Here is a 21,813-nt window from a genome sequence, read left to right as displayed (position 1 = left end):
CGGCCGGGCTTCCCGCCTGCGGGCCGATGCCCCGGACGACGCGGACCGCTGGGATCGAGGGATGCTGACGATCGAATCACTCACGAAACGACACGGTTCCCGCACGGTGCTCGACGGCGTCGCCTTCGAGGCACGGCCGGGCCGCGTGACGGCCTTCCTCGGAGCGAACGGGGCGGGCAAGTCGTCCACCCTGCGCATCCTCCTCGGGCTCGACCGGCCGACCGCAGGACGCGCGCTCATCGACGGCCACGCCTACCGCGACCTCCGCGATCCGCTGCGGACGGCGGGGGCGATGCTCGACGGGTCCGGTGCGCACCGCTCGCGGACGGCGCGGGGCCACCTCTCCTGGATCGCCACGGCGGGCGGCATCCGCCGTCGCCGCGTCGACGAGGTGCTCGAACAGGTCGGTCTGGCCGACGCGGCGCGCACCAAAGTGGGGCGACTGTCGCTCGGCATGGGGCAGCGTCTGGGGCTCGGGGCGGCGCTGTTGGGCGAGCCGCCGATGCTCATCCTCGATGAACCCGTGAACGGACTCGACCCGGAGGGCATCCGGTGGATGCGCGAGCTGCTGCGCGGCCAGGCGGATGCCGGCGGGACCGTGCTCCTGTCGAGTCATCTGATGGGCGAAGTCGCCGGAGTCGCCGACGACCTGGTCGTGATCGCGCACGGTCGAATCGTGGCGACAGGCACCGTGGACGAGATCACCCGAGGGCACGCCGATCTCGAAGCGGCCTTCTTCGCGCTGACCGGCGGCGAGGACTCCGCCGAGCCGAACGGCGGCACCTCGCGATGAGGCTCCTGCGCACCATCGCCGCCGAGACGGTGAAGATCCTCACACTCCCAGGGGTATGGGCCGGCGTGCTCGCGAGTGTCCTCGGCACCGTCGCGATCACGGCTCTGAACGCGACGCAGGCGGTCGCCGCCCTCGACGAAGGAGAAGCCGACCTGTTCGGTCCGATCTCCGTCTTCGAGACCGCCTTCGCCGCGGCTCCGCTCGGCACGATCGGAGCGATCGTCGTCGGCGTGCTGGCGGTGAGCAGCGAATACACGCCGAACAGCCCGGATGCCGGCGGGTCCCGGCAGATCACCAGCACGCTCGTCACGAGCCCCGGTCGGGTCCGGCTGGTCCTGGCCAAACTCACGGCGGTCGTGGCGATCACCGTCCTGACCGCGGCCGTGGCCTTCCCGTCCTGCCTCGGTATCGCGCAACTGCTCCTCGGCGAGGTCGCGCCCGAGGCCGTCCCCGTCGAACAGGCGATGTGGCGGATCGTCGGCACGACGGTCTACTGGACCCTCACCGCCCTCCTGGCGTTCGGCATCACGCTGATCACGCGCAGCGGCACGCTCCCGCTGATCATCCTCATCCTGAACAGCTCGGTGGTCTCGATCTCCCTGCTGCTCACGAACCTGACCCCGCTCGCCCACTGGCTCCCCGACATGGCGGGACGGAACCTGTTCGGCTTCGACGCGGAACTCGTGCTCCCCGGCGGCCTCGACGCCGTGCCGGGCGGGCTCGTCATGGCCGCGTGGGCCGTGGCAGCCGTGGGCGCCGGAACGATCGTCTTCACGCGGAGAGACGCCTGATGCGGCGGGCACTGGGGGCCGAGCTCTCCAAACTGCGGACGCTTCCGCTCACGACATATGCCGCCGCGGGCATGATCCTCGTCAGCGCACTCATCGCCGCGGCGCTCGCGGGGGTGCACGCCGAGCGAGGGGGTGCGGCGTCGGCGGTCGACGCGGTGCTCGAGGCCATGCCCTATGCGCAGGCCGGTGCGATCCTGCTCGGGGTCGTGCCGGTGGCGCACGAGTACGCCGGGCGTCAGTTCAGCACCACGCTCATCGCGGTGCCTCGCCGGATGCGGGTGATCGTGGCGAAGACGTGCGCGGCGATGGTCATGTTGTTCCTCGTCGGGACGCTGTCGGTCGCTGTGGCGTGGTTGTCCGCCGAGCTGACGCACCGGGCCTCGGATGCCGGCGGTGTGGCCGCGACGGCGGAGGACCTCGCCCGCCTCGGCGGCGCGATCGTCTATCTGGTGCTGATCGGGCTTCTCGCCCACGCGGCGACGCTCGTCCTGCGCCATCTGGTGCCGGCGCTGGTGTCGATGCTCGTCGTCGTCTACATACTGCCGTTCGCGCTGACCGCGCTCGGGGAACACACTCGGTGGCTGCCCACCCGTGCCGGGTCGCAGCTGTTCGCGCCGGACGACGCCGTGCTCACGGCGTTCACCGGGGCCCTGGTACTGCTCGCCTGGTCGATCGCGCTCGGCGTCGCCGGCACCGCCCGCTTCACCCTCTCCGACGCGTGACCGGGGCTCCCCTCCGCCGATCCCGCCGACCGCGCTCAGAGATCGGGGGCGGCGTTCCACGCGTCGACGAACTCCTGCGCGTCGTCGCCCCCACCCTTCACGAGGTTCGGGTGGAGCTTGCCGGTGACCGTGAACGCGTACGCAGGACGATCGGTCTCCGGCGCCCAGCTCGTCGACCCGAAGATCTCGGCTTCCTGATCCCGCAGCGCGGCATGTTTGATCGCCGGGACCAGCGCGGCGACGTCGGCGCCGTGGTCGAGCACGACATCGAGCTCCAGCGGCCCCAGCGCGACGGAGCGCACTCCCTCGGCATCGGCGAGTCCGAGCGCACGATCGAAGTTCGCGACGTATCCGTCCTCGCTCATGGTCTTCGCCGTGACGCGCGAGCCCGGCTCGTCTTCCTTCAACACGAACAGCTGGAGGGAGTTGAACTCCTGGAGGTCCGGCGTGGCGAGAAGGGCCTGCTGCACCGTCGCGGCCGTCTCGGCATCGGTCGTGGTCACCGAAAGATGCAGAGCGCGCGGCCCATGAGTGCCGATCGAGGCGCCCACGACACCGGCGATCGGCGTGAGGATCGCATTGAGCCTGGCGCCGAGCTCCTGCTGAAGCGCCGGAGCGGTCATGATCCCGCTGGAGAGGCTGACACGGAGCCGTGCCTCGCCCGACGTCAAGGCGTCGACTGCGGGCGTCGCCGCCACGGCACCCTCGACCGTGCGCATCCGCAGCGCGAGCGAGTCGTCGTCGAGCGTGTACTTCTGGATCGGGGCGACGGCGGCCACCGCCGCGACCGTCTCGACCGCGGCCTTCAGCGCCGCCGGATCCTGCGTCTCGACCGACGAACGCTCGTGCACGTCCGAGACCTTGATCGACACCCCGTCCGTGAGCGGACCGGCCGCCGCCGCATCCGCCAGCGGCTCGATCGTCGCGGTCGGGTCGACCCCTGCTTCGGCGACCGCCTCGACGCCCAGCGAATCGTCGGACGACCAGACGCGACCCTGCAGGATGCCGTCGACTCCGGTCAGCTCGCCCACCGCCTGTGCGAGTTCGGCGACCTCGTCGTCATCCCCGGCGACCGTCCACTGCCAGGCACCGGTGCGCACCTTGAGCACCACGTCATCATCGGTCACGGACTCGGCGAGGTCGTTCAATCGCGCAGCGGCCTCGGGGAGATCCGCGGGTGCGACCGAGTCTTCGAGCGAGATCAGGTAGCTGCCGTCCTCCGCCTTCTCGATCGAGGAGACGGCCGGATCCTTCGCGACCTGCTCCTCGAGGTCTTCGCTCTTCCGCGTGCACCCGGCGAGCGCCGTCACGGCGATCACCCCACCCAGCAGCAGAGCGACACCACGAACGATCCCCCGGTTTCGACGCATTACTCCATCGTATGCACAAACGCGTGAGCCGCCGATGGGCACAACTCCCCATTCGGTCTCGTGCGCGCGCTCGCGCCTGCACGCCGAGTGCACGCCGACTGCACCCCGACTGCACCCCGAGTGCACGGCTTCGCGCCGAACGCACGGCTTCTTCACGCGGGTACGCCGTGCACTCGGCAGCATCCCGTGCACTCGACGCGCACAACGCGGGGCGCGGACACAACGCGGGGCGCGGACACGACAGAGGCCCCGGACCGCGGAAGCGGGACGGGGCCTCTGGCGAGCGAGACTCAGGCGGTGAGGTCGGCCGCGGTCGGCACGCGACCGGCGATCTCCTCGATCACGTCGTCGTCGAGGCGCGCGTTCTCGAACGGCGCGTCGATCTCGGCGCGGTCGAGCAGCTCGGTCATGCGACGCTGACGCTGACGCGTGATCAGCGTGACGACACGACCCGAACGACCGGCGCGGCCGGTACGGCCCGAGCGGTGGAGGTACGTCTTGTACTCGTCGGGAGCGTCGGCCTGGACGACCAGGTCGATGTCGTCGACGTGGATGCCGCGGGCGGCGACATCCGTGGCGACGAGCACGTTCACGCGACCCGAGGTCAGACGCTCGAGGTTGCGCGTGCGCTTGGCCTGGTTCAGGTCACCGTGCAGCGAGACGGCCGGGATGCCGGCATCGTCGAACTGCTCGGCGAGCATGTCGGCGTAGGCGCGGGTGCGGGCGAAGACCAGCGTCTTGCCGGCACGGTCGACGAGCGACGTGAGGATGTCGGCCTTGTCGCGGTGCTCGATCACGAGTACGCGGTGCTCGATCGTGCTGGAGTCCTGGTCCTCACCGGCGACCTCGTACACGGCCGGGTCGACGAGGAACTCGTCGACGAGCGCTGCGACCTCGCGGTCGAGCGTGGCCGAGAACAGCAGCTTCTGGCTGCCGTCGGCGGTGTGACGCAGGATGCGCTGCACCGGCTCGACGAATCCGAGCTCGCACATGTGGTCGGCCTCGTCGAGCACCGCGATGCGGCAGTCCGAGAGGTCGAGCTTGCCCTGGTTGATGAGGTCTTCGACGCGACCGGGGGTACCGATCACGATGTCGACGCCCTTCTTCAGCGCACCGACCTGGCGACCCTGCGGGACACCACCGTAGATCTGCGTGGTGAACAGGCCGACGCTGCGGGCGATCGGCTGGATGGTGCGGTCGATCTGCAGCGCGAGCTCGCGCGTCGGAGCGAGGATGATCGCACGCGGCGAGCGTCCGAACTCACGGCGCTTGCCGGCCTGCGACTGCAGCACGCGCTCGACGAGCGGCGCACCGAAGGCGATGGTCTTGCCGGAGCCGGTGCGGCCACGGGCGAGCACGTCGCGCCCGGCGAGGACGGCCGGGATGCTGGCGGCCTGGATCGCGAACGGCGAAGCCGCGCCCATGCCGACGAGGGTGTCGACGATGTTCGAGCCGAGCCCGAGGTCGCCGAAGGTCACACCGTCGACCTCGACGGCCGCGACGGACTTCGCCTCGAGGCGCTCGTGCACGACGTCGTCGCCCGGGGTGAACTTCGCTCCGGTCGACTCGGGCCGGCTGGTGGCGTTCCAGTCATTGCGGCTCGGGCGCTCGTTGCGCGCCGGGCGCCCACGGGTGTCGGAGGTCAGCGGGCGCGGACGCTCGGTGCGGTACGCACCACCGGTCGACGGACGCGAACGCTCGTCACGGCCACCCTCGTACGAACGCTGCGTGCGGTCGCGGTCGAAGGCACGGCGGGCGCGGTCGGCGTCGAACGAACGCTCGCCGCCACGGTCGGCGCCACGGTCGTTGCTCCGGGCACGGTCGCCGCCGCGGTCGTCACGACGCGGACGCTCGTCGCGGTCGAACCGGGGACGCTCGGCACCACGGTCGCTGTTGAACCGGGGACGCTCGCCGCCACCGCGGCGGTCGTCACGAACCGGACGTGCGCCGTCGCGGTGGTCGTTGTCGCGGAAGCCCTGGCGCTGGGTGCCGGCGCCACGGTCGTCACGACGCGAGCGGTCGTCGCGGTCGAAGCGGGGGCGGTCGCCGCCGCGCTCGTCGCGGTAGGTTCCGGGACCGGTCGGGCGCTGTCCGCTCGGACGCTGTCCGCCACGGTCGTCCCGACGCGGACGGTCGTCGAAGCGGCCGCCGGCGCTGGGCCGGTCGTTGTAGCGAGGACGCTCGGAGCGGTCGTCGTTGCGGTGGTGCGGTGCCTCGCGGCGTCCGGACTCGGCGCGGTTGCGGATGCCCCGGGCCTCGTCGCGGCCGGCACGCTCGGAGGCGTTCCAGCGCTGCTTGGGCGCACCCGACTCGGCCTCGGCCGGGCGGTAGCCACGGTGACCGGCGCTGCGGCTGCCGGGACGACGGTCGTAGCCGCCGGCGGCGGGGGCGGAGCGGCGGTCGCCGGCATCCGCGCGGGCACCACGCTCGTCGCGCGCACCGTCACGGGCGGGGCCGCCGTTGTGGCGGTCGTGGAAGGAGGTCTTCTTGGCGCCGTAGCGCGGCTCGAAGTTGGCGGCGGGACGTCCGCCGCGGGGCTTCTTGTTCTTGGGCATTGCGTTGTCTTTCTGTGTTCTCGCACGAGAACAGCGCCGCGCACACGCGCGAGCACCCTGCGCGTGGTCGGATGCGACCAGCGGGGTTCCGGACTGTCAGCGGCCGGGGCCATTCATGTGATGGTTGATTAGCGTCGAGCGACGCTCACCATCGGCCCCTGGACTCACACTTCACACACATAAAACGTCCGCGCCAACGCGCGGGTGTCCGAAGCCGACCGCACAAGTGTAGCCGACGCGCCTGAGAGAGTGCCGACGCGGGGGTGGCCGTACGATGTCGAAGTGACTTCCGCATCCCCCACCGGCGCCCAGATCACCCTCCGACTCGGCGATGCGACCGCCCAGATCGCGCAGGTCGGCGCGTCCCTGCGGTCGCTGCGCATCGGCGGCGTCGACCTCGTCCCTCCATACCCGCTCGATCAGCCGACGCCCGCCTGTTCCGGCGTGGTCCTCGCCCCGTGGCCGAACCGCGTGCGCGACGGTCGGTGGGATGACGACGGAACCTCGCGCCTGCTCGCGATCACCGAGCCGAAGCTGAACAATGCGAGTCACGGCCTGCTGCGCTTCACGGCGTACGAGGTGTCGCACACCGACGCCGAAGCCGTGCTGCGGGCGACGATCGTGCCCCAGACCGGCTACCCGTACCTGATCGAGACCGCCGTGACCTACACGCTCACGCCCGACGGCATCGAGGTCACGCACACGCTCACCAACCGCTCGGCGACGCCCGCACCGGTCGCCCTCGGCACGCATCCCTTCGTGACGATCGGCGACGTCGACCCGCATGACCTGGTGCTGCGTGTCCCCGCGCAGACGGCGTTCACGACCGACGAGCGGATGCTCCCCACCGGCACCCGTCCCGCCGAAGCCACCCTGCGCGACGGGGCGCGGCTGGGCGACGTCACCCTCGACACCGGGTTCACCGACCTCGCTCGCGACGCCGACGGCCGAGTGCGGCACTCGCTCACGGCACCCGACGGCCGCCGCGTGACCCTGTGGCAGGGCGAGGGCTTCGACTACGTGCAGGTGTACACGACGCCCGCCTACCCGGGGCAGAGCCTCGCGGTCGCGATCGAGCCGATGACCGCGCCCGCCGATGCGTTGAACAGCGGCCTCGGCATCCGTCGTCTCGCCCCCGACGAGACCTGGACCCTGCACTGGGGCATCGCCCTCGGCTGACCGATTCCGACTCATCGCAGGGTCGGGCCCGTTCACAATTCAGGAACTTCGAGCGAAAAGGCCCCGGATCACGCAGCTGACTGCGGATCCGGGGCCATTTTCCTGAGTTGTGAACAGCCGGCGGGCGAGACCGCACGCCCGCCGGACGGGAACTACTCCCCGCGGTCGCGCAGCTCGCGCCGCGTGAGCTGCGGCGCGTGCGGCAGGCCGGACGCGTCGATCAGCACGGATCCGGCCGGAGCCACAGCGGCACCCGACGTGTCGGGGTCGACGGGAGCATCCGGCTTCGGCGCTCCCTCGGCATCCGACCCACCGGCCTTGCGCGCGGCCCGCCGCTCTCTGGCACCCTCGACGAGGTTGTAGAGGGTGGGCAGCACGATCAGCGTCAGCACGGTCGAGGAGAGCAGGCCGCCGATCACGACGATCGCGAGCGGCTGCGAGATGAACCCGCCGTGACCGGTGATGCCGAGAGCCATCGGCGTCAGCGCGAGGATGGTCGCGAGTGCCGTCATGAGGATCGGACGCAGACGCTTCTCCCCACCGGCCTTCACCGCCTCGATGGTCGACAGACCCTTCTCCCGGTACTGGTTCACGAGGTCGACGAGCACGATCGCGTTCGTCACCACGATGCCGATGAGCATCAGCACACCGATCAGCGAGGCGACGCCCAGCGGCACGCCCGTGACGATCTGCAGCAGGATCGCGCCGGTCGCCGCGAACGGCACCGAGACGAGCAGCAGCAGCGGCTGGCGCAGCGACTTGAAGACCGCGACCATCACCACGTAGACGATCAGGATCGCCGCGAGCATCGCGAGTCCGAGCTGCGAGAACGAGTCGGCCTGCTGCGAGGCGACACCGCCGACCTCGGCGGAGGCTCCGTCGGGCAGGTCGGCTGCGGCGAGCGCCTCGGTCACCGACTGCGTGGCGGTGGCGAGGTTGTCGGATGCCGGCGGCACGGTGACCGTCGAGGTGCGGCGACCCTGCTCGGTCGTGATCGAGGTGGGGCCGTTGCGCTGCTCGACCGTCGCGATGTCCTGCAGCTGCACGACGCCGAGCGGGGTCGGGATCGCGAGCTCCTTGAGCGCCTGGACAGTGGTCGGTGGCTCCGGCGTGACGATGTAGATGGTCAGCGCGGTGTCGTCGATCTCGACCGATCCGGCCTGCTGCGGACGCATGGTGTTCGAGACGATCGAGCCGACCGCGACCTCGGAGAGACCGCGCTGGGCGGCTGCCTCCCGGTCGACGACCACGGCGATGTACGGCAGCGAGGCGGCGAGGTTGTCGGTCACCTGGCCGACGCCGTCGCGTCCGTCGAGCTCCTCGACGACCGAGGTGGTCGCGGTCTGCAGGTCGTCGGCGTTGGATGCCGTGACCGTGATCTCGATGTCGCTCGAGCCGAAGCCGGCGGATGCCGCGACCGACACCTCGCCCACGTCGTCGCCGAGTCCGTCGATCGCGTCCTGCACGTCGGCGCGCAGCTTCTCCTGGTCGGCGTCGCCGTCGGTGAGCACCGAGTAGGTGACACCCGCTCCGCCCGAGAAGGCGTCGCTGAGGGCCGAGCCGCTGGTGCCGATCGAGGCCTGCACGTGCTCGATGCCGTCGATGCCGAGGAGTGCGTCCTCGACCTCGACCGCGGCATCCGACTTCGCCTGCAGGCTCGCGGTCGGGCCGAGGTCCTGCGTGACGGTCATGGTGTTCTGGCCGGAGTCGCTCAAGAAGTTGATCTTCATGAGCGGTGCGGCGGCGAGCGTGGCGCCGAGCACGACGACGGCGAGGATCACCGTGACACCGGAGTGCTTGAGGGTCCAGCCGAGGATCGGCCGGTAGACGCGCTGCAGCTGCGTCGGCGGAGCATCCGGGTGCTCGGGGTCGATGACGTTTCCGTGCTCGTCGACGAGCTCCTTGCCCGGCTTCAGGAACCAGTACGCGAGCACCGGGACGATGGTGAGGGCCACCAGGAGCGAGGCGACCATCGCGATGGTCACGGTCATGGCGAACGGTCGGAACAGCTCGCCGACCATGTCGCCGACGAAGACGATCGGCAGGAACACCGCGACCGTCGTGATCGTGGATGCCGTGATCGCCATGGCGACCTCGCGCACGGCGAGGCGGATCGCATCACCCTTGTCGGCATCGCCGACGTAGTGACGCTTGATGTTCTCGATCACCACGATGGAGTCGTCGACCACGCGGCCGATCGCGATCGTGAGCGCGCCGAGGGTCAGCACGTTCAGCGAGTAGCCGAACGCCTGCAGCCCGATGAAGGTGATGAGCACGCTGGTCGGGATCGAGATGGCGGTGACGAGCGTGGAGCGGATCGACATCAGGAACACGAGGATCACGATCACCGCGAACACCAGGCCGAGCAGGCCCTCGGTCGCCAGCGTCTCGATCGACTGCACGATGAACGGCGCCTGGTCGAAGATGATCGTGAACTCGGCGTCGGGGAACGCGTCGCTGATCGTGTCGAGCGCGGCGATGACGCCGTTCGACACCTCCACGGTGTTCGCGGCGGGGAGCTTGGTGATCGAGATCGAGAGCGCGTCCTTGCCGTCGACGCGCGAGATCGAGGTGACCGGGTCGGACTCCTGCGCGACCGTGGCGACATCGCCGATGGTCGAGGTGGTGCCGACGAGCGGGAGCGCCGCGATCTCTTCGACCGAGGTGATCTTGGCTCCGGTCTGCACCGTGAGCGTCTGACCGTTCTCGGTGATGTCACCACCGGGGAAGAGCGTGCCGTTCTGCTGCAACGCGTTGCTGATCGCCTGCGTGCTCTGGCCTTCGGCGGCGAGCTTGGCGGGGTCGGGCGTGATGCTGATGCGCTGCCCGACACCGCCGACGATCTCGGCGGCGTTCACGCCATCGACGTCTTCCAGCTCGGGGATCGCGACGGATTCGAGCTCGGCCTGCGCGTTGTCGGCATCCTCGAATCCGGTGACGGCCACCTGGATCACCGGGAAGTCGTCGATGGAGACCGACAGCACCTGCGGGGCCACGTCTTCCGGCAGCTGCGAGGAGACGCGGTTGATCGCCTGCTGGATCTTCTGCTCGGCGGTGGCGAGGTTGGTGCCGTAGGCGAACATCGCCTGCACGATCGAGGCGTTCGTGGTGCTGGTGGCCGTGGTCGACTCCAACCCCGGCACTCCCTGGATCGCCGACTCGATCGGCGTCGACACGTCGTTCTCGACCACCTCGGGTGAGGCACCGGGGTACGTCGTCATCACGACGAGCGCCGGCAGCTCGAGCGAAGGGATCAGCTCCTGCTTGAGGTTGGTGAGCGCGAGCCCGCCGAACACCGCCGCGACGATGGTGATCAGGGCGATGAGCGCGCGGTTCTTGAGGCTCAGGATGGCGAGTTTCGACAAGGCGGTTTCCTCGGTGTCAGGGTGTGGCTGTCGCTGCGGGGGGAGTGGAGACGGAATCTCCGAGGATCCGCGCCAGTGCGGTCTCGATGAAGGACTGTTCGAGATGGGCGTCGCGGATCTGCATGCTCCACATGACGCCGTCGATGAAGACCATCGCCGCTCGGGCGCGGTCTTCGCCATAGGTCGGCTCGAGAAGTTCTACGAGCCGGTCGGAGAGATGGCGTGCGAGCTCGCGCAGCCGGGGGTCGTGCACGGCCGCGGTGACCACGGCGCGGTCGGCCTGCACGGCATGGTGGTCGTCGAGGCTCTCGAACACGAGCGCGGCGATCACGGCGGGGCTGTCCCCGCGGTCGGCGATGGTCTGCCGGACGCCGTCGAGGCGCGCATCGACCTCGTCGGCGAGCGCGCGGAAGGCGGCCGAGCGGAGGTCGTCGAGGGTGTCGAAGTACTGGGTGGTCGCGCCGAGGGGAACGCCCGCGCGGGCGGCGACCTTGCGGTGGGTGACGGCCTCGGCGCCCACTTCGACGATGAGCTCGGCGGCCGCGGTCACGATCTCGCGACGGCGCGCTTCAGGGTCACGTCGACGACGCGACCCATCACCCATCCGAACCCCCTGGACATCCGTACATGTACGTTTGTACATTTCCGGATTGTGAGGACGCTGAGAGCGTTCAGAACAACGAGCCGACAGCCAGCCCGAGGCCCGCCGCGAGCAGGCCGAGCAGGAGCATCCCGACGGCATTGAAGACGGATGCCGGGCGCTCGCCGTCGCGCCACAGGGCGACCGTGTCGAGCATCGCGGTGCTGAAGGTCGTGTACCCGCCGAGCAGCCCGGCGCCGAGCAGGAACGCGGCATCCGGCAGTGCGGTCGTGACGATGCCGAGCGCGAAGGATCCGGAGAGGTTCACCAGCAGGATCCCCCACGGAAACCGGCGACCGGCCAGCCGGGCGACGCCGAGGTCGACGACGTATCGCAGCACCGCACCGACACCCCCGGCGAGCGCAGCGCCGACGAACAGCAGCGGGCTCACGATGTCGCTCCGGCGCGCGGGCGGGCGATGCGCAGCCCGAGAGCTGCCGCGCCGAGTCCGAGCACGAGGCTGCCCGCGGCATAGGCGAACGCGAGCACGGGAGCATCCGCCCACAGCTGCACGCTCCCCGTCATGAAGGCGCTGTACGTCGTGAAGCCGCCGAGCACCCCGGTGCCGAGCAGCAGTCGCAGATCCGTGGAGGCGGGAATCCGCGCGGCCAGCACACCGATCAGCAGGGCACCGAGCACGTTCGCGACGAGCACCGCGACGGGTACACCACCGGCGTCCGGGAGAGCGAGCCCCAGGCCGAGCCGTGCCGCCGTGCCCACTGTGCCGCCGGCGGCGACGAGGAGGATGCGGCGGAGGGTCACGTCGCCACTGTAGTCGCGCGTGACAGTGTGCCGCGGCGATGTCAAGGGCGTGGATGCCGGGCACCGCACGCCGTTGACTGTGCGCATGACCCCTCTGTGGAAGCTCGAGAAGTCGCCGCCGACCGGATCGCCCTTCGAGGAGGGTGCGCGACACGACGTCGTGGTCGTCGGCGCCGGCATCACCGGCCTCACGACCGCCGTCATGCTCACCCGGGCCGGGCTCGATGTGGCCGTGATCGACGCGGGTGGCATCGCCGAGCTCGCGACCGGTGCGAACACCGGCAAGCTGTCGCTCCTGCAGGGGTCGCGGCTCGCGACGATCCGGCGCCACCACCCGGCGTCACTCGTGCGCGCGTACGTCGACGCCAACAGATCGGGGATGGAGTGGCTGACCGCCTTCGCCGAGAGCGCGGACGTGCCGTTCACCCGCCACACCGACCACTCCTACGCGCAGGGTCCCGACGGCGCAGGAGACGTGCGAGACCAGCACGACGCTGCCCGCGAGGCCGGGCTGCCGACACGGATGCTGGCCGCCACGACGGTGCCGTCGACGCCGTTCCCGGTGGCCGCCGCCGTGGCCCTCGACGATCAGATCGCGATCGACCCGGTCGCCGTGACCGTCGCGCTCGCCCACGAGCTGCTGAGCGCCGGCGGCACGCTGCACATCGGCGTCCGCGCCACCGGTACCCGCGCGCTGCCCGGTCGCGTCGACACCACGGCGGGGCCCATCTTCGCCGACCACATCGTGCTCGCGACCGGCACCCCGATCACCGACCGCGGGCTGTACTTCGCCAAGACGCACGGGCTGCGGTCGTACTGCGTATCGTTCCGGGTGCAGGGCGATGTGCCCGCGGGGATGTTCCTCTCGGTCGACGGCCCGACTCGCTCGGTCCGTCCGGTGAGCGCGGCCGACGGCCCCGGGGGCGAGGCTCACCTCGTCGTCGGAGGCAACGGCCACCCGGTCGGCAGGTCCGACAGCGAGAAGGCCGCGGTCGACGACCTCGTCGCCTGGACGCAGCTGCACTTCCCCGGCGCCGAGGAGACGCATCGGTGGTCGGCGCAGGACTACGAGTCGCACAACCTGATCCCGTTCGTCGGTGCGATGCCCCGCGGTCTCGGCCGCATCCGGTTCGCGACGGGCTACGCCAAATGGGGCCTATCGAACGCGCCGGCCGCCGCACAGCGTCTCACCGCCGAGATCCTCGGCACGCCGTGGCGCGACCGGCCGACCTGGATGACGACCATCGGCACGCGTATGACCATGCCCGCCGACCTCGGGCGCGGAGCCGTCGAGGGTGGGAAGGTCGCGGCCGCGCTCGCCGGCGGATGGGCGGATGCCGAGAGCCGCTCGGGCCCCGTCGCGAAGCCTGCCGAGGGCGAGGGTGTGGTGGCGAACCGGGGCGGTCGTCCGGTCGGCGTCTCGACGGTCCACGGCGTGACGCGCGCGGTCGGCGCGGTGTGCACGCACCTGGGCGGCGTGCTCGAGTGGAACGATGCCGAGTGCACGTGGGACTGCCCGCTGCACGCCTCACGGTTCGCGGCCGACGGGACCCGCATCGAGGGTCCGGCGGTGAAGGACCTCAGTCGCCTGCCGCGCTCGGGCCGGGAGTGACCGGGCCGGTCGTCGGGCCGTCGTCCCACCCCTCCTGAGGCGTGTCTCCGTTCTCGCGGAACACGTACTGCGACACGAGCTTGCGCTGGCTGCTCGACCAGTCGATCGCGGGTCGGCGCTGCTCGGGCGGCAGGTAGCCCAGCCGGTAGACTGCCATGAGCTCGAGGTCGTCGGGCACGCGCAGCAGCTCGACGATCTCGTCCCAGCGCCCCGGAACCTCCATCGGGAAGGAGATGAACTGGATGCCCATGCCGAGCTCGACCGTCGTGAGCCAGATGTTCTCCATCGCCGCGCCCATGCTGAACACCGAGTAGAACGACGACAGCTGCCCCGGCCGGTACTCGCTGCGATCGAGCATGACGCCGATCAGCAGCGGCGACCCCGCGACGAGCTTGCGGTTCTCGGAGCCGAGGGTCTTGGGCACCCCGAACGTGTTCATGAGCGTCTGGCCGCGCTTGGTGAACACCTGGCTCGTGAACGGGCGGAGGGCGGCGGGCAGCTTGTCGAACAGCATCCCGCTGCGCTTCTCTTCCATCTCGGCCTGGCTGAAGCGGAAGTACGGCTTGTAGCGCTCGAAGAACGTGCCGTTCGACATCGCCTCGGTCATGCTCTCTCCGGAGATGCGGGCGATCTGCTCGATCGTGTCGCGGCTCTCGATCACGACGAACCGCCACGGCTGACTGTTCAGCTGCGAGGGCGCGCGGCCCGCGGCTTCGAGGAGGATGCGCTGATGCTCCTCCGAGACCGGGTCGGGCAGGAACGGCCCGTTCGTGGTCTTGCGGCGGCGGATGGCGTCGAGCAGTTCCATGCGGTCACTTCCGGTCGGCGGGCAGGCGCGAGACGACGAGTCCCGCGACGATGAAGGGGGCCGCGGCGAGCGCGACGAGTGGATGCCGGCGGCCGTGGCTGCCGAGGTACGGGATCGCGGCGAGGGGTGCGGCCGCGGGGAGCAGTGCGAGGGCGGCTCGGCGACCGGCCGTGCGGGGACCGCGGGACCAGCCGACCGCGACAGCCGCGGCGACGGTTGTGCAGGTGACGATGTAGAGCGCATGATGCAGCCAGCGGAAGCGGCTGGTGTCGATGAGCCGGGCGGCGACCGAGGCGCCGAGTGCACAGTTCGCGGTGTAGGCCGCGGTCGCGACGAGGAACAGCGGCGATGCATCCCTGTCCCTGTGCCGCCGACTCATGGCACGACCCTACGCCCGCCTTTGCGCCAGGGGCTCCCCCTTGCACGCCGACCCGCCGTTCGCTACGCCCTCTCTCCCCTCCCCTTCCCGCCGAGCGGCCCCTCTCCCTTCCCGCCGAGCGGCCCCTCTGTGTGCGAACGGCCCCCTTACGCACGTCCACAACGGGGTGGTTCGCACGTAAGGGGGCCGCTCGGCATAGTGCGATTCAGGGCTGAGGATTGGCGCGCGCGGAGAGAACCCAATCCCGAACGATCCCGCCCGGGTAGCGGTGTCGCGGAAGATCTATAGGGACCGGCCCGCGGTCAACGGTGAACCCCGCACTCTCCACGAGTTCCACACAGCCCAGAAACGAGAGATAGATCTTCTGGACCCGTTCCGAAGGGTAGTCGAGCCTGAGGTTGCCACGAGCGTCCAATGCCGCCGACCCCCATCCCGGCCACGGATCGGTACCAGCCGCCGTCCACTCTGCAAACAACCGCCCCTCGGGACGAAGCACGCTACGAATTGCAGAGAGGTCTGCGTGGGATCCGTCCAAGTCCGGGCGTATGAGCACACGCGACGCGATGACGACATCAAATCCCGCCCGATCCTCGGCCATCTCCGGGAACTTTCTGTGGAGCAGTCGACCGCGAAGCGAGGGATGGACAGACAGAAGCCGATCGACAGCTACGCGAGACGCGTCGCAACCATAGATATCAAGACCACTATCGGCAAGCCTCAAGAAATTGCGCCCGTCACCCACGCCGATGTACAGAATCTGGTCGCGATCGGAAACCTCCTCAAGAACATGCTGAACGATCGGCAGTTCCGCCCCTCGGGGCCAGTCACGAATCGCATGCGCCCAGTCCCAGTAGTCCGCCAGTTCGCCGGCATCATTGCTCAACTGCATCCTCCTCACTTTCGAACCATCGCCGCCGAGACGAGGACGAAGCTCGAAGGCCCGTCACGAGCACACCCGCGCCGACAACGACCCCGAGCATCCAGGTCGTTGGCCCCACGAGTGCTCCGAAGATCACCGGACCTACGATGTTCTGCAGTTGTCCTCCCACATTCATCGCACTCATGTCCGTCGTCAGCGCACTACCGCGACTCAGCTTCACCATATAGACGGCGAGCGCTGCAGAATGCAGAATTTCCGCGACAATCTGGAGCAGGATCAAGGCGGACAAAAGCACAATGCCGATTCCACCATTGGAGCGCGGCGCGGCCGTCGCCAGTACCAAGATGGATAGGCCGAGGATGATCCCAGACGTGGCCCAAGCGATGGCGTGATTGTACCCGCGAACCACCCAGGCGTTCGTTCGTGCCTGAACGAGCGCGACGCACGTTGCGTTCGCGATGAACGCAAGGGGAACAATCCACGACAGCGTTGGCCAGCGCGACACCACTAAAAGCGGGAGGTACACGTTGAGGAGCGTCCGATGGAAGGAGAAAACAAAATTCTCCCACGTAACCCTTACCCTGCGCCGTGAAGCAAAGGCTGAGATCATCGACGATCGTGAGGCGAGCAAAGATGGACGAACGCGCGCACCCACCAAGTTCTTGCCTTGGAATGCAGGTCGATAGACAAGAACGACCAAAATAAACGATAACGAGTTTGCACCCACGACGAGGGAGAGCGGCAGTTCGAGGAAAAGAACTAACGCGCTGAAGCCAGCGCCCACGCCGTACCCGATGTTGCCCGGGAGCGCCATCCGGCCGAAGACGCGCACGGCATCATCTTTGGACAAGGGTGCGGCTACTATGCTCCGTGTCAACGAAGCCGCAGAGCGGTCGACAAGACCGAATACCACTGAGTAGACCAAGAAGGCAAGATCTCCGCTGACCGCGAGCCAACCGATCACGCCTGCTGCCCGAAGCGAGTAAGAGATCGCAAAGACTCGGAACGGACCGAAACGATCGGCAAAATGCGCAACAGGAACGGACGCCAGCGCGCCGGCGACCGCTGAGGCCGTGAGCCCAACGCCCACAGCAATCGGACTCACCCCATTCTGGAGTGTGAAGAAGAGAGCGGCGGCACTTACGAAGGCTCCGGTACCCACCGCGTCAACGGCGGTGCCGAAAAGGGCTGCACGCTCAATGGAGCTCGCTTCCGGGCTCACCGGCTCCCGCATGCGGGGCACCCTCGTATCCGGTCGATCGGAACCTTGATGAAGTCATTCTTGAAGCAGGAGAAGGAAAAGAGATAGCCGCTCGCAAGGTCCCCCTTGCCGAGGATGATCTTCAGCACCTCATTCGCACCAAGAACTCCCGCCAATCCCGTGGAGACGCCCCACACAGGTACCGGACCACGCCGGTTCTCGGGCAGGTCCGGAAAGGCGCACTGCAGGCACGGGTCCCCCGGCGATGCCATTGTGAAGACATAGCCGTAGCCGTACTGTGCGCTGACATGAACCATCGGTGTCGACGTCTGGATCGCGAACGAGTTGCAGAGCAATCTCTGCTCAGGGCCGTCACCGCCCTCAAGGATCACCGAGTAGCCGGCAAGCAATCTCTCGACGTTCTCGTCGTCGACCCTTTCGGTTGAGAACGTGACCTCGATCTCCGGGTTGAGTTCCAGAAGCTCCTCTGCGGCGACTTCTGCCTTGAGCCTTCCCACATCGTGGCTGCGATAGAGGATCTGGCGATTGAGGTTACTGGTCTCGATGCGATCGAAATCTATGATGTGTATCCGCCCAACGCCGGCGGCGGCAAGATAGTAGAGAAGTGGAGACTTCACCCCTCCGGCCCCAACGGAGACGACGCTGGCCCTACGAAGGAGCCGTTGCCCTTCTGTGCCGATCTGAGGCATCATCTCTTGCCGGTTGTAGCGCTCGTCCTTGAATTGCATCTGTTCCTCCGATCAGGCAGTAATTTGCGTTCGTGGCGACCGACTTTGGAAGTCGGCCGCCACAAAACTGAGTTCGCGTCAGCCGTCACAAGCGTGTACGGCACATACCTTGACGTCTGCATCCGGATGGATTTCGTCGTCGAGTCGAGCGGCTTTTCCGTTCACGAGAACTCGAGCGTAGCGTCGCACTTCGCCCGTCTCCGGCGCGATGAATGCATGTTTGACATCGACGTCCATCTCACCGAGGCTGCGGAACAGAGACTCGACCGTCAATGGCGCGCTGCTATCAATCTCGACCGAGTCTCGGTTGAGGAGTGCTTCCGCGACGCCTCGCAGTGCTATTTGCATCATCTGACCTTCTTTCATCACTATCAATTGGGTCCGTCGATGAATATGTAGACTGTCGACGGCCCAAGCATCGTAAGCAGGCATGAGGTCGTCGAAAGAAGATGCATCTCGGAATCTCGGAATACAGTTAAGTCACGCCCACTCGTCCCATCCCGACCCAGCCCCTTTATGTGCGAACGGCCCCCTTACGTACGTCCACAAAGGGGTGGTTCGCACGCAAGGGGGCCGTTCGGCGCCGAAGAACGACGCCTAGAGGTTGCCCTCCGCATACATGCGGAGCGCGTCGCGGACGAACTCCGCGCCGTGGGTGCCGCCGGACGACGTCGCGTAGTTCGCGCCGAAGCGCGGATCCGCAACGTACATCTCGCCGAGCCCGATCACGTACGCCTTGACGTCGCCGCCGGGGACGGCGGCGGGCGTACCCGGGATGCCCGTGAGCCACTCGACGTGGCGTCGCGCAACATCCTGAGCCTCGGCGGATGCCGGGTCGATGCCGCTCTCTGCCGCGGCGATCCAGTCGCGTCCGAGGTCGGACACGCGCTGCTGCCAGTCGGCGCGCTCGGCATCCGTCATCCCGCGCCACCAGCGGTCGCTGTCGGCGTAGGCCTTCTTGCCCCAACGATCCTCGACCTCCTCCTTGTACTGGGTGTGGTCGAAGCCGTCGAACATGTTCTCTGCCATGAGGTTCTCACCTCCTCTCAATGCTGTGATGGTCGATTCGACCGACGCGATCTGCCGCGCCAGCCGGGCCTGCTCCTCGCGCAGCAGCGCGAGATGGGTCTCGAGGGCGGATGCCTCGCCGCGCTCCCGTTCGAGCACCTCCGCGATCTGCGGCAGCCCGAGTCCGAGCTCCCGCAACAGGAGGATGCGCTGCAGCCGCACGAGCGCCTGCCCGTCGTAGTGGCGGTAGCCGTTAGGCGCGATGCGCGATGGCGGCAGCAGTCCGATGTCGTCGTAGTGCCGCAGCGTGCGACTCGTGGTTCCCGCCAGCCGCGCGATCTCCTGGATGGACCAGTCGTCCCGTTCCATGTCGCCTTCTTCCTGTTCGATATCTCGACTCTAGAAGTTGACGTTGCGTCAAGGTCAAGCGGGAGTTCGCGCCCTCGCGCTCCCGCCCGCTCGCCACTCCTTCCCGAGTGCACGGACTACCGACGAATGCACGGACTGTCTACGCCGACAAGCCGTGCATTCGACAGCTTCCCGTGCACTTGGAGCAGCGACGGCGGAGGATGGAGCGCTGCCACCTCGTGCCACTCACGGTTCCTACACTTGCACCAGCGCGGCAACGCCGCCGAACGCCATGAAGGCGCCCATCAAGGCGACGAAAACGCCCACGACGCCCATCATCCACGGCCGCTGTCGCCCCGCGGAGGCGCGCGCCACACGTTCGCCCAGGACGACCTTCTGAGAACGGAACACCCAAGCGTTTACTCTCCTGCGAAATACGAGGATGAGCACGCCGCTGACGAAAGCTACCGAACCGAATATCAGATTCGGAACGATGGTCCCGTCGTCGATCACATCCACTTCACAGTCCTCCTGCCGAAGACAAATGCATCGTCGAGTCACGCCACCGCGTCACGCGAGCTCTCCGGGCAGCGGTAGTCATGGAGCCATCATCGTCCACTCAGGCCGCTGTCGTCAGTCGGCAGGGACCTTCGATATCCAGACGCTCTGGTCGTCGCTTGCGGATTCCGGATCCCTCACGCCGTCGAGAAACACCTGGATCCGGTAGTCGCCCGTCCCGTACTCCCACACATCGAATACCCAGGAGGCGCCGCTGCACATCCCTTCATCTGGCATCAAGATGAGCAAGGACGGAAAATCCGTCCCTTGTTGCCATGTGCCGCGGATAGTGAGCAGATCATCCCACTCAAGATCACCGACCGTTGTAGCTCCCGAAGGGCTGCAGAGCAGGTTGGAGGGCCACGAGCGCGCAACGAAACCCCCATCCTGGTGCATAGAAATCGTCGCTGTGCTACCGCCCGCTCCCAGCTTCCACTCGCCTAGGACGTTTTCCGTCGTCAGATCGTCGGCCGGCGCCAACGCGCCGCACGAAGACAGCACCATCACCAGACCGGCGGCCAGCGCCGCTGCGGACGCCGCACGCTTCAGCGGCACTTCATTCCCAACTCGCCCGGCGAAGTCCACGAATAGTCGACAGGGGCGGCGGAAAGGACCCGGCTGCGCCGGGCAGTGAATCCGGATGTTCGCGTATAGGCCTCACGACCCACACAGGCAGCTCGGACGACGCGTTGCACGAGGCCGGTCATTGCCCAGCGATCGTTTCTGTCCATGTAGATGTCTCTCTCGCATGAGGGGTGCCGCCTGCAGCGGCCGAAGACCACTCCATCGTCATGTCAGTTCGCCGCATCACGCCCCGTCCGGGCCGAGGAAGTCATGCAGTCATCATCGTCTACTCACGCTGCTGTCGTCAGTCGGCAGGGACCTTCGATATCCAGACGCTCTGGTCGTCGCCCGCGGCTTCCGGGTCCCTCACGCCGTCGAGAAACACCTGGAATCGGAAGTCATTTTCCCCAAACTCCCACACCTTGAATATCCAGCTCGCGTTCCCGCACGACTCTTCGTCCGACGTCAGAAAGAGCAGATAGGGGAAGTCTTCCCCGGACTGCCACGTGCCATGGATCGTGCTCAGATTTTCCCACTCTAGATCATCGACTTTGAGGGCTCCCGTCTCTTGGCAGAGCAGGTTTTCCGGCCACGAACGAGCCACGAACGTACCGTCCTCGTTCATCGAGATCGTTGCGTCGCTGCGATCTGCCTGGAGACTCCACACTCCGACGATGTCTTTCCTCGTCAGGTCGTGAGCTTCAGATTGCGGACCGCATCCTGTCAGCACCATCACGAGTCCTGCAGTTGCTGCTGCAACTGACACCCAGTCTTTCATCCGCGCCTTATTCCCAACTCACCGTCGAAGTCCAGGTGTAATTAACGGTAACGGCCGACAGTGGGCCAGTGGCGCCGGGCAGAGAGTTCGCATACCTACTCGCCGTGGAGAGATCTATCCGGAACCCGTGTCGAGTGCGGTCCCGGGGAGGCGGTCACCGGTGCTCGATCGCATCGTCGGGGTCGGCCGTCCTCAGCCGCACCTTGTCTCCGACCGACAGGGCGACGAAGCACATGACGCTTCCGAGAACGGCGAGTGCGCCGACGACCGCGAAGGCCTGATACCAATCCCACACGAGCAGATAGATCGGGAAGATACCCACGACAGCCGCCAAGGCGTTGGGGATGAGGACATGGCGGATGCGGTTGCGGCTGACTCGCGATGATCCGCCACTCACCGGTCGCTCGAGAGACCAGCACATCAGCGCGACCGGCACTCCCCCGGCCGCGAAAATCGTGAAGGTGCCGAGCAGGGGCGTGACATGGTCTGGCTCTACAGGGAGATACCTCCCAACCGCCGACCGATCCGTAGCGTAACAACGCAAAGATCGCAGCCGTCACCAACACGGCACCAAGCAGCAGGAGCATGAGGGGGAACGCTCTTGTCCTGCTCGACTTCATCGCGACTTCTCCATAAGCGCCGAAAGGCTAGAAGCCTGCTGCTCCCAGGTCGGCTTCGCCGCTTCGAATCAGCTTAGAGACGCTAAGCGAAGAAGTCGGCGTCATGCTTGGTCGTTCCGATGGGGCGATCA

General features: G+C 67.8%; 22 protein-coding genes. 5 read left to right on the top strand and 17 right to left on the bottom strand.

Annotated elements, in window-relative coordinates:
- Positions 1-61 precede the first annotated feature (61 nt).
- Genes HCX50_RS02555 through HCX50_RS02545 form a run of 3 tightly spaced genes read left to right on the top strand, consistent with a single transcriptional unit; the run spans position 62 to position 2,306 of the window.
- Complete coding sequence (locus tag HCX50_RS02555) at positions 62-793, top strand: ABC transporter ATP-binding protein (protein ID WP_167632899.1); 732 nt, start codon at positions 62-64, stop codon at positions 791-793.
- Positions 790-1,584, top strand: a complete 795-nt coding sequence (locus tag HCX50_RS02550) for an ABC transporter permease (RefSeq protein ID WP_167632898.1) — start codon at positions 790-792, stop codon at positions 1,582-1,584. The genes HCX50_RS02555 and HCX50_RS02550 overlap by 4 nt, the downstream gene beginning before the upstream one ends.
- Positions 1,584-2,306: an ABC transporter permease gene (locus tag HCX50_RS02545; protein ID WP_167632897.1), complete on the top strand. Its 723-nt coding sequence runs from the start codon at positions 1,584-1,586 to the stop codon at positions 2,304-2,306. The genes HCX50_RS02550 and HCX50_RS02545 overlap by 1 nt, the downstream gene beginning before the upstream one ends.
- Positions 2,307-2,341: 35 nt before the next feature.
- On the opposite strand, the gene HCX50_RS02540 is transcribed toward HCX50_RS02545, so the two are convergent.
- Entirely contained in the window at positions 2,342-3,676 is a 1,335-nt protein-coding gene (locus tag HCX50_RS02540; protein ID WP_167632896.1) for a hypothetical protein, read from the bottom strand.
- A gap of 290 nt (positions 3,677-3,966) precedes the next feature.
- Positions 3,967-6,231, bottom strand: a complete 2,265-nt coding sequence (locus HCX50_RS02535; RefSeq protein ID WP_167632895.1) for a DEAD/DEAH box helicase — start codon at positions 6,229-6,231, stop codon at positions 3,967-3,969.
- A gap of 282 nt (positions 6,232-6,513) precedes the next feature.
- On the opposite strand from HCX50_RS02535, the gene HCX50_RS02530 reads away from it, so the two are divergent.
- Entirely contained in the window at positions 6,514-7,410 is an 897-nt protein-coding gene (locus HCX50_RS02530; RefSeq protein WP_167632894.1) for an aldose epimerase family protein, read from the top strand.
- Positions 7,411-7,562: 152 nt separating this feature from the next.
- Here the strand turns inward: HCX50_RS02530 and HCX50_RS02525 are convergent, their stop codons facing one another.
- The 4 genes from HCX50_RS02525 to HCX50_RS02510 form a co-directional block, all read right to left on the bottom strand.
- Positions 7,563-10,775, bottom strand: coding sequence for an efflux RND transporter permease subunit (locus HCX50_RS02525; protein WP_091032482.1), 3,213 nt, complete (start codon positions 10,773-10,775; stop codon positions 7,563-7,565).
- A 16-nt stretch (positions 10,776-10,791) separates the two neighbouring features.
- Positions 10,792-11,379 (bottom strand): TetR/AcrR family transcriptional regulator, encoded by a 588-nt coding sequence (locus HCX50_RS02520; protein ID WP_167632893.1) that lies wholly within the window; start codon positions 11,377-11,379, stop codon positions 10,792-10,794.
- A gap of 67 nt (positions 11,380-11,446) precedes the next feature.
- The gene (locus HCX50_RS02515) at positions 11,447-11,806 is read right to left on the bottom strand and encodes a fluoride efflux transporter FluC (protein ID WP_167632892.1); all 360 of its coding nucleotides are present in this window, start codon (positions 11,804-11,806) and stop codon (positions 11,447-11,449) included.
- Positions 11,803-12,177: a fluoride efflux transporter FluC gene (locus tag HCX50_RS02510; protein ID WP_337748970.1), complete on the bottom strand. Its 375-nt coding sequence runs from the start codon at positions 12,175-12,177 to the stop codon at positions 11,803-11,805. The genes HCX50_RS02515 and HCX50_RS02510 overlap by 4 nt, the downstream gene beginning before the upstream one ends.
- Positions 12,178-12,262: 85 nt before the next feature.
- Here HCX50_RS02510 and HCX50_RS02505 point away from each other — a divergent pair, with 85 nt between their 5' ends.
- Positions 12,263-13,789 carry an FAD-dependent oxidoreductase gene (locus tag HCX50_RS02505; protein ID WP_167632890.1) on the top strand — a complete coding sequence of 509 codons (1,527 nt, stop codon included), beginning with the start codon at positions 12,263-12,265 and terminating at the stop codon, positions 13,787-13,789.
- Here the strand turns inward: HCX50_RS02505 and HCX50_RS02500 are convergent.
- The 11 genes from HCX50_RS02500 to HCX50_RS02450 form a co-directional block, all read right to left on the bottom strand.
- The gene (locus HCX50_RS02500; protein ID WP_091032496.1) at positions 13,758-14,597 is read right to left on the bottom strand and encodes a nitroreductase family protein; all 840 of its coding nucleotides are present in this window, start codon (positions 14,595-14,597) and stop codon (positions 13,758-13,760) included. The two genes, HCX50_RS02505 and HCX50_RS02500, sit on opposite strands and share 32 nt — an antisense overlap.
- Before the next feature lie 4 nt (positions 14,598-14,601).
- On the bottom strand, positions 14,602-14,976 hold the full coding sequence (locus HCX50_RS02495; RefSeq protein WP_167632889.1) for a hypothetical protein: 375 nt from the start codon (positions 14,974-14,976) through the stop codon (positions 14,602-14,604).
- A 205-nt stretch (positions 14,977-15,181) separates the two neighbouring features.
- The gene (locus HCX50_RS02490) at positions 15,182-15,865 is read right to left on the bottom strand and encodes a class I SAM-dependent methyltransferase (RefSeq protein ID WP_167632888.1); all 684 of its coding nucleotides are present in this window, start codon (positions 15,863-15,865) and stop codon (positions 15,182-15,184) included.
- Entirely contained in the window at positions 15,849-17,090 is a 1,242-nt protein-coding gene (locus tag HCX50_RS02485; RefSeq protein WP_167632887.1) for an MFS transporter, read from the bottom strand. The genes HCX50_RS02490 and HCX50_RS02485 overlap by 17 nt, the downstream gene beginning before the upstream one ends.
- Positions 17,075-17,806: a HesA/MoeB/ThiF family protein gene (locus HCX50_RS02480; RefSeq protein WP_167632886.1), complete on the bottom strand. Its 732-nt coding sequence runs from the start codon at positions 17,804-17,806 to the stop codon at positions 17,075-17,077. Before HCX50_RS02480 ends, HCX50_RS02485 begins: the two co-directional genes overlap by 16 nt.
- Positions 17,807-17,884: 78 nt before the next feature.
- A complete protein-coding gene (locus HCX50_RS02475) occupies positions 17,885-18,238 on the bottom strand; it encodes a MoaD/ThiS family protein (RefSeq protein WP_167632885.1) in 354 nt (117 codons plus the stop codon).
- A 165-nt stretch (positions 18,239-18,403) separates the two neighbouring features.
- Positions 18,404-19,183, bottom strand: a complete 780-nt coding sequence (locus HCX50_RS02470; protein WP_167632884.1) for a MerR family transcriptional regulator — start codon at positions 19,181-19,183, stop codon at positions 18,404-18,406.
- A gap of 234 nt (positions 19,184-19,417) precedes the next feature.
- Positions 19,418-19,681, bottom strand: coding sequence for a hypothetical protein (locus HCX50_RS02465; protein ID WP_167632883.1), 264 nt, complete (start codon positions 19,679-19,681; stop codon positions 19,418-19,420).
- A gap of 114 nt (positions 19,682-19,795) precedes the next feature.
- Positions 19,796-20,275 carry a hypothetical protein gene (locus HCX50_RS02460; RefSeq protein WP_167632882.1) on the bottom strand — a complete coding sequence of 160 codons (480 nt, stop codon included), beginning with the start codon at positions 20,273-20,275 and terminating at the stop codon, positions 19,796-19,798.
- Positions 20,276-20,588: 313 nt separating this feature from the next.
- Entirely contained in the window at positions 20,589-21,062 is a 474-nt protein-coding gene (locus tag HCX50_RS02455) for a hypothetical protein (RefSeq protein ID WP_167632881.1), read from the bottom strand.
- 154 nt (positions 21,063-21,216) lie between these two features.
- Positions 21,217-21,459: a hypothetical protein gene (locus HCX50_RS02450; protein WP_167632880.1), complete on the bottom strand. Its 243-nt coding sequence runs from the start codon at positions 21,457-21,459 to the stop codon at positions 21,217-21,219.
- Between the last annotated feature and the right edge of the window lie 354 nt (positions 21,460-21,813).

The sequence above is a fragment of the Microbacterium sp. B19(2022) genome, assembly GCF_012030385.1.
Taxonomy (GTDB): domain Bacteria; phylum Actinomycetota; class Actinomycetes; order Actinomycetales; family Microbacteriaceae; genus Microbacterium; species Microbacterium oxydans_B.
Note: the sequence above shows the minus strand (reverse complement) of the source record. Positions and strands in the feature narration are given on the sequence as shown.

Bases quoted from the DNA above. Each gene is read 5' to 3' on its own strand.
- HCX50_RS02555 (WP_167632899.1), top strand. From the start codon at position 62: ATGCTGACGATCGAATCACTCACGAAACGACACGGTTCCCGCACGGTG.
- HCX50_RS02550 (WP_167632898.1), top strand. From the start codon at position 790: ATGAGGCTCCTGCGCACCATCGCCGCCGAGACGGTGAAGATCCTCACA.
- HCX50_RS02545 (WP_167632897.1), top strand. From the start codon at position 1,584: ATGCGGCGGGCACTGGGGGCCGAGCTCTCCAAACTGCGGACGCTTCCG.
- HCX50_RS02540 (WP_167632896.1), bottom strand. From the start codon at position 3,676: ATGCGTCGAAACCGGGGGATCGTTCGTGGTGTCGCTCTGCTGCTGGGT.
- HCX50_RS02535 (WP_167632895.1), bottom strand. From the start codon at position 6,231: ATGCCCAAGAACAAGAAGCCCCGCGGCGGACGTCCCGCCGCCAACTTC.
- HCX50_RS02520 (WP_167632893.1), bottom strand. From the start codon at position 11,379: ATGGGTGATGGGTCGCGTCGTCGACGTGACCCTGAAGCGCGCCGTCGC.
- HCX50_RS02505 (WP_167632890.1), top strand. From the start codon at position 12,263: ATGACCCCTCTGTGGAAGCTCGAGAAGTCGCCGCCGACCGGATCGCCC.
- HCX50_RS02500 (WP_091032496.1), bottom strand. From the start codon at position 14,597: ATGGAACTGCTCGACGCCATCCGCCGCCGCAAGACCACGAACGGGCCG.
- HCX50_RS02495 (WP_167632889.1), bottom strand. From the start codon at position 14,976: ATGAGTCGGCGGCACAGGGACAGGGATGCATCGCCGCTGTTCCTCGTC.
- HCX50_RS02490 (WP_167632888.1), bottom strand. From the start codon at position 15,865: ATGCAGTTGAGCAATGATGCCGGCGAACTGGCGGACTACTGGGACTGG.
- HCX50_RS02485 (WP_167632887.1), bottom strand. From the start codon at position 17,090: ATGCGGGAGCCGGTGAGCCCGGAAGCGAGCTCCATTGAGCGTGCAGCC.
- HCX50_RS02480 (WP_167632886.1), bottom strand. From the start codon at position 17,806: ATGCAATTCAAGGACGAGCGCTACAACCGGCAAGAGATGATGCCTCAG.
- HCX50_RS02475 (WP_167632885.1), bottom strand. From the start codon at position 18,238: ATGCCTGCTTACGATGCTTGGGCCGTCGACAGTCTACATATTCATCGA.
- HCX50_RS02470 (WP_167632884.1), bottom strand. From the start codon at position 19,183: ATGGAACGGGACGACTGGTCCATCCAGGAGATCGCGCGGCTGGCGGGA.
- HCX50_RS02455 (WP_167632881.1), bottom strand. From the start codon at position 21,062: ATGAAAGACTGGGTGTCAGTTGCAGCAGCAACTGCAGGACTCGTGATG.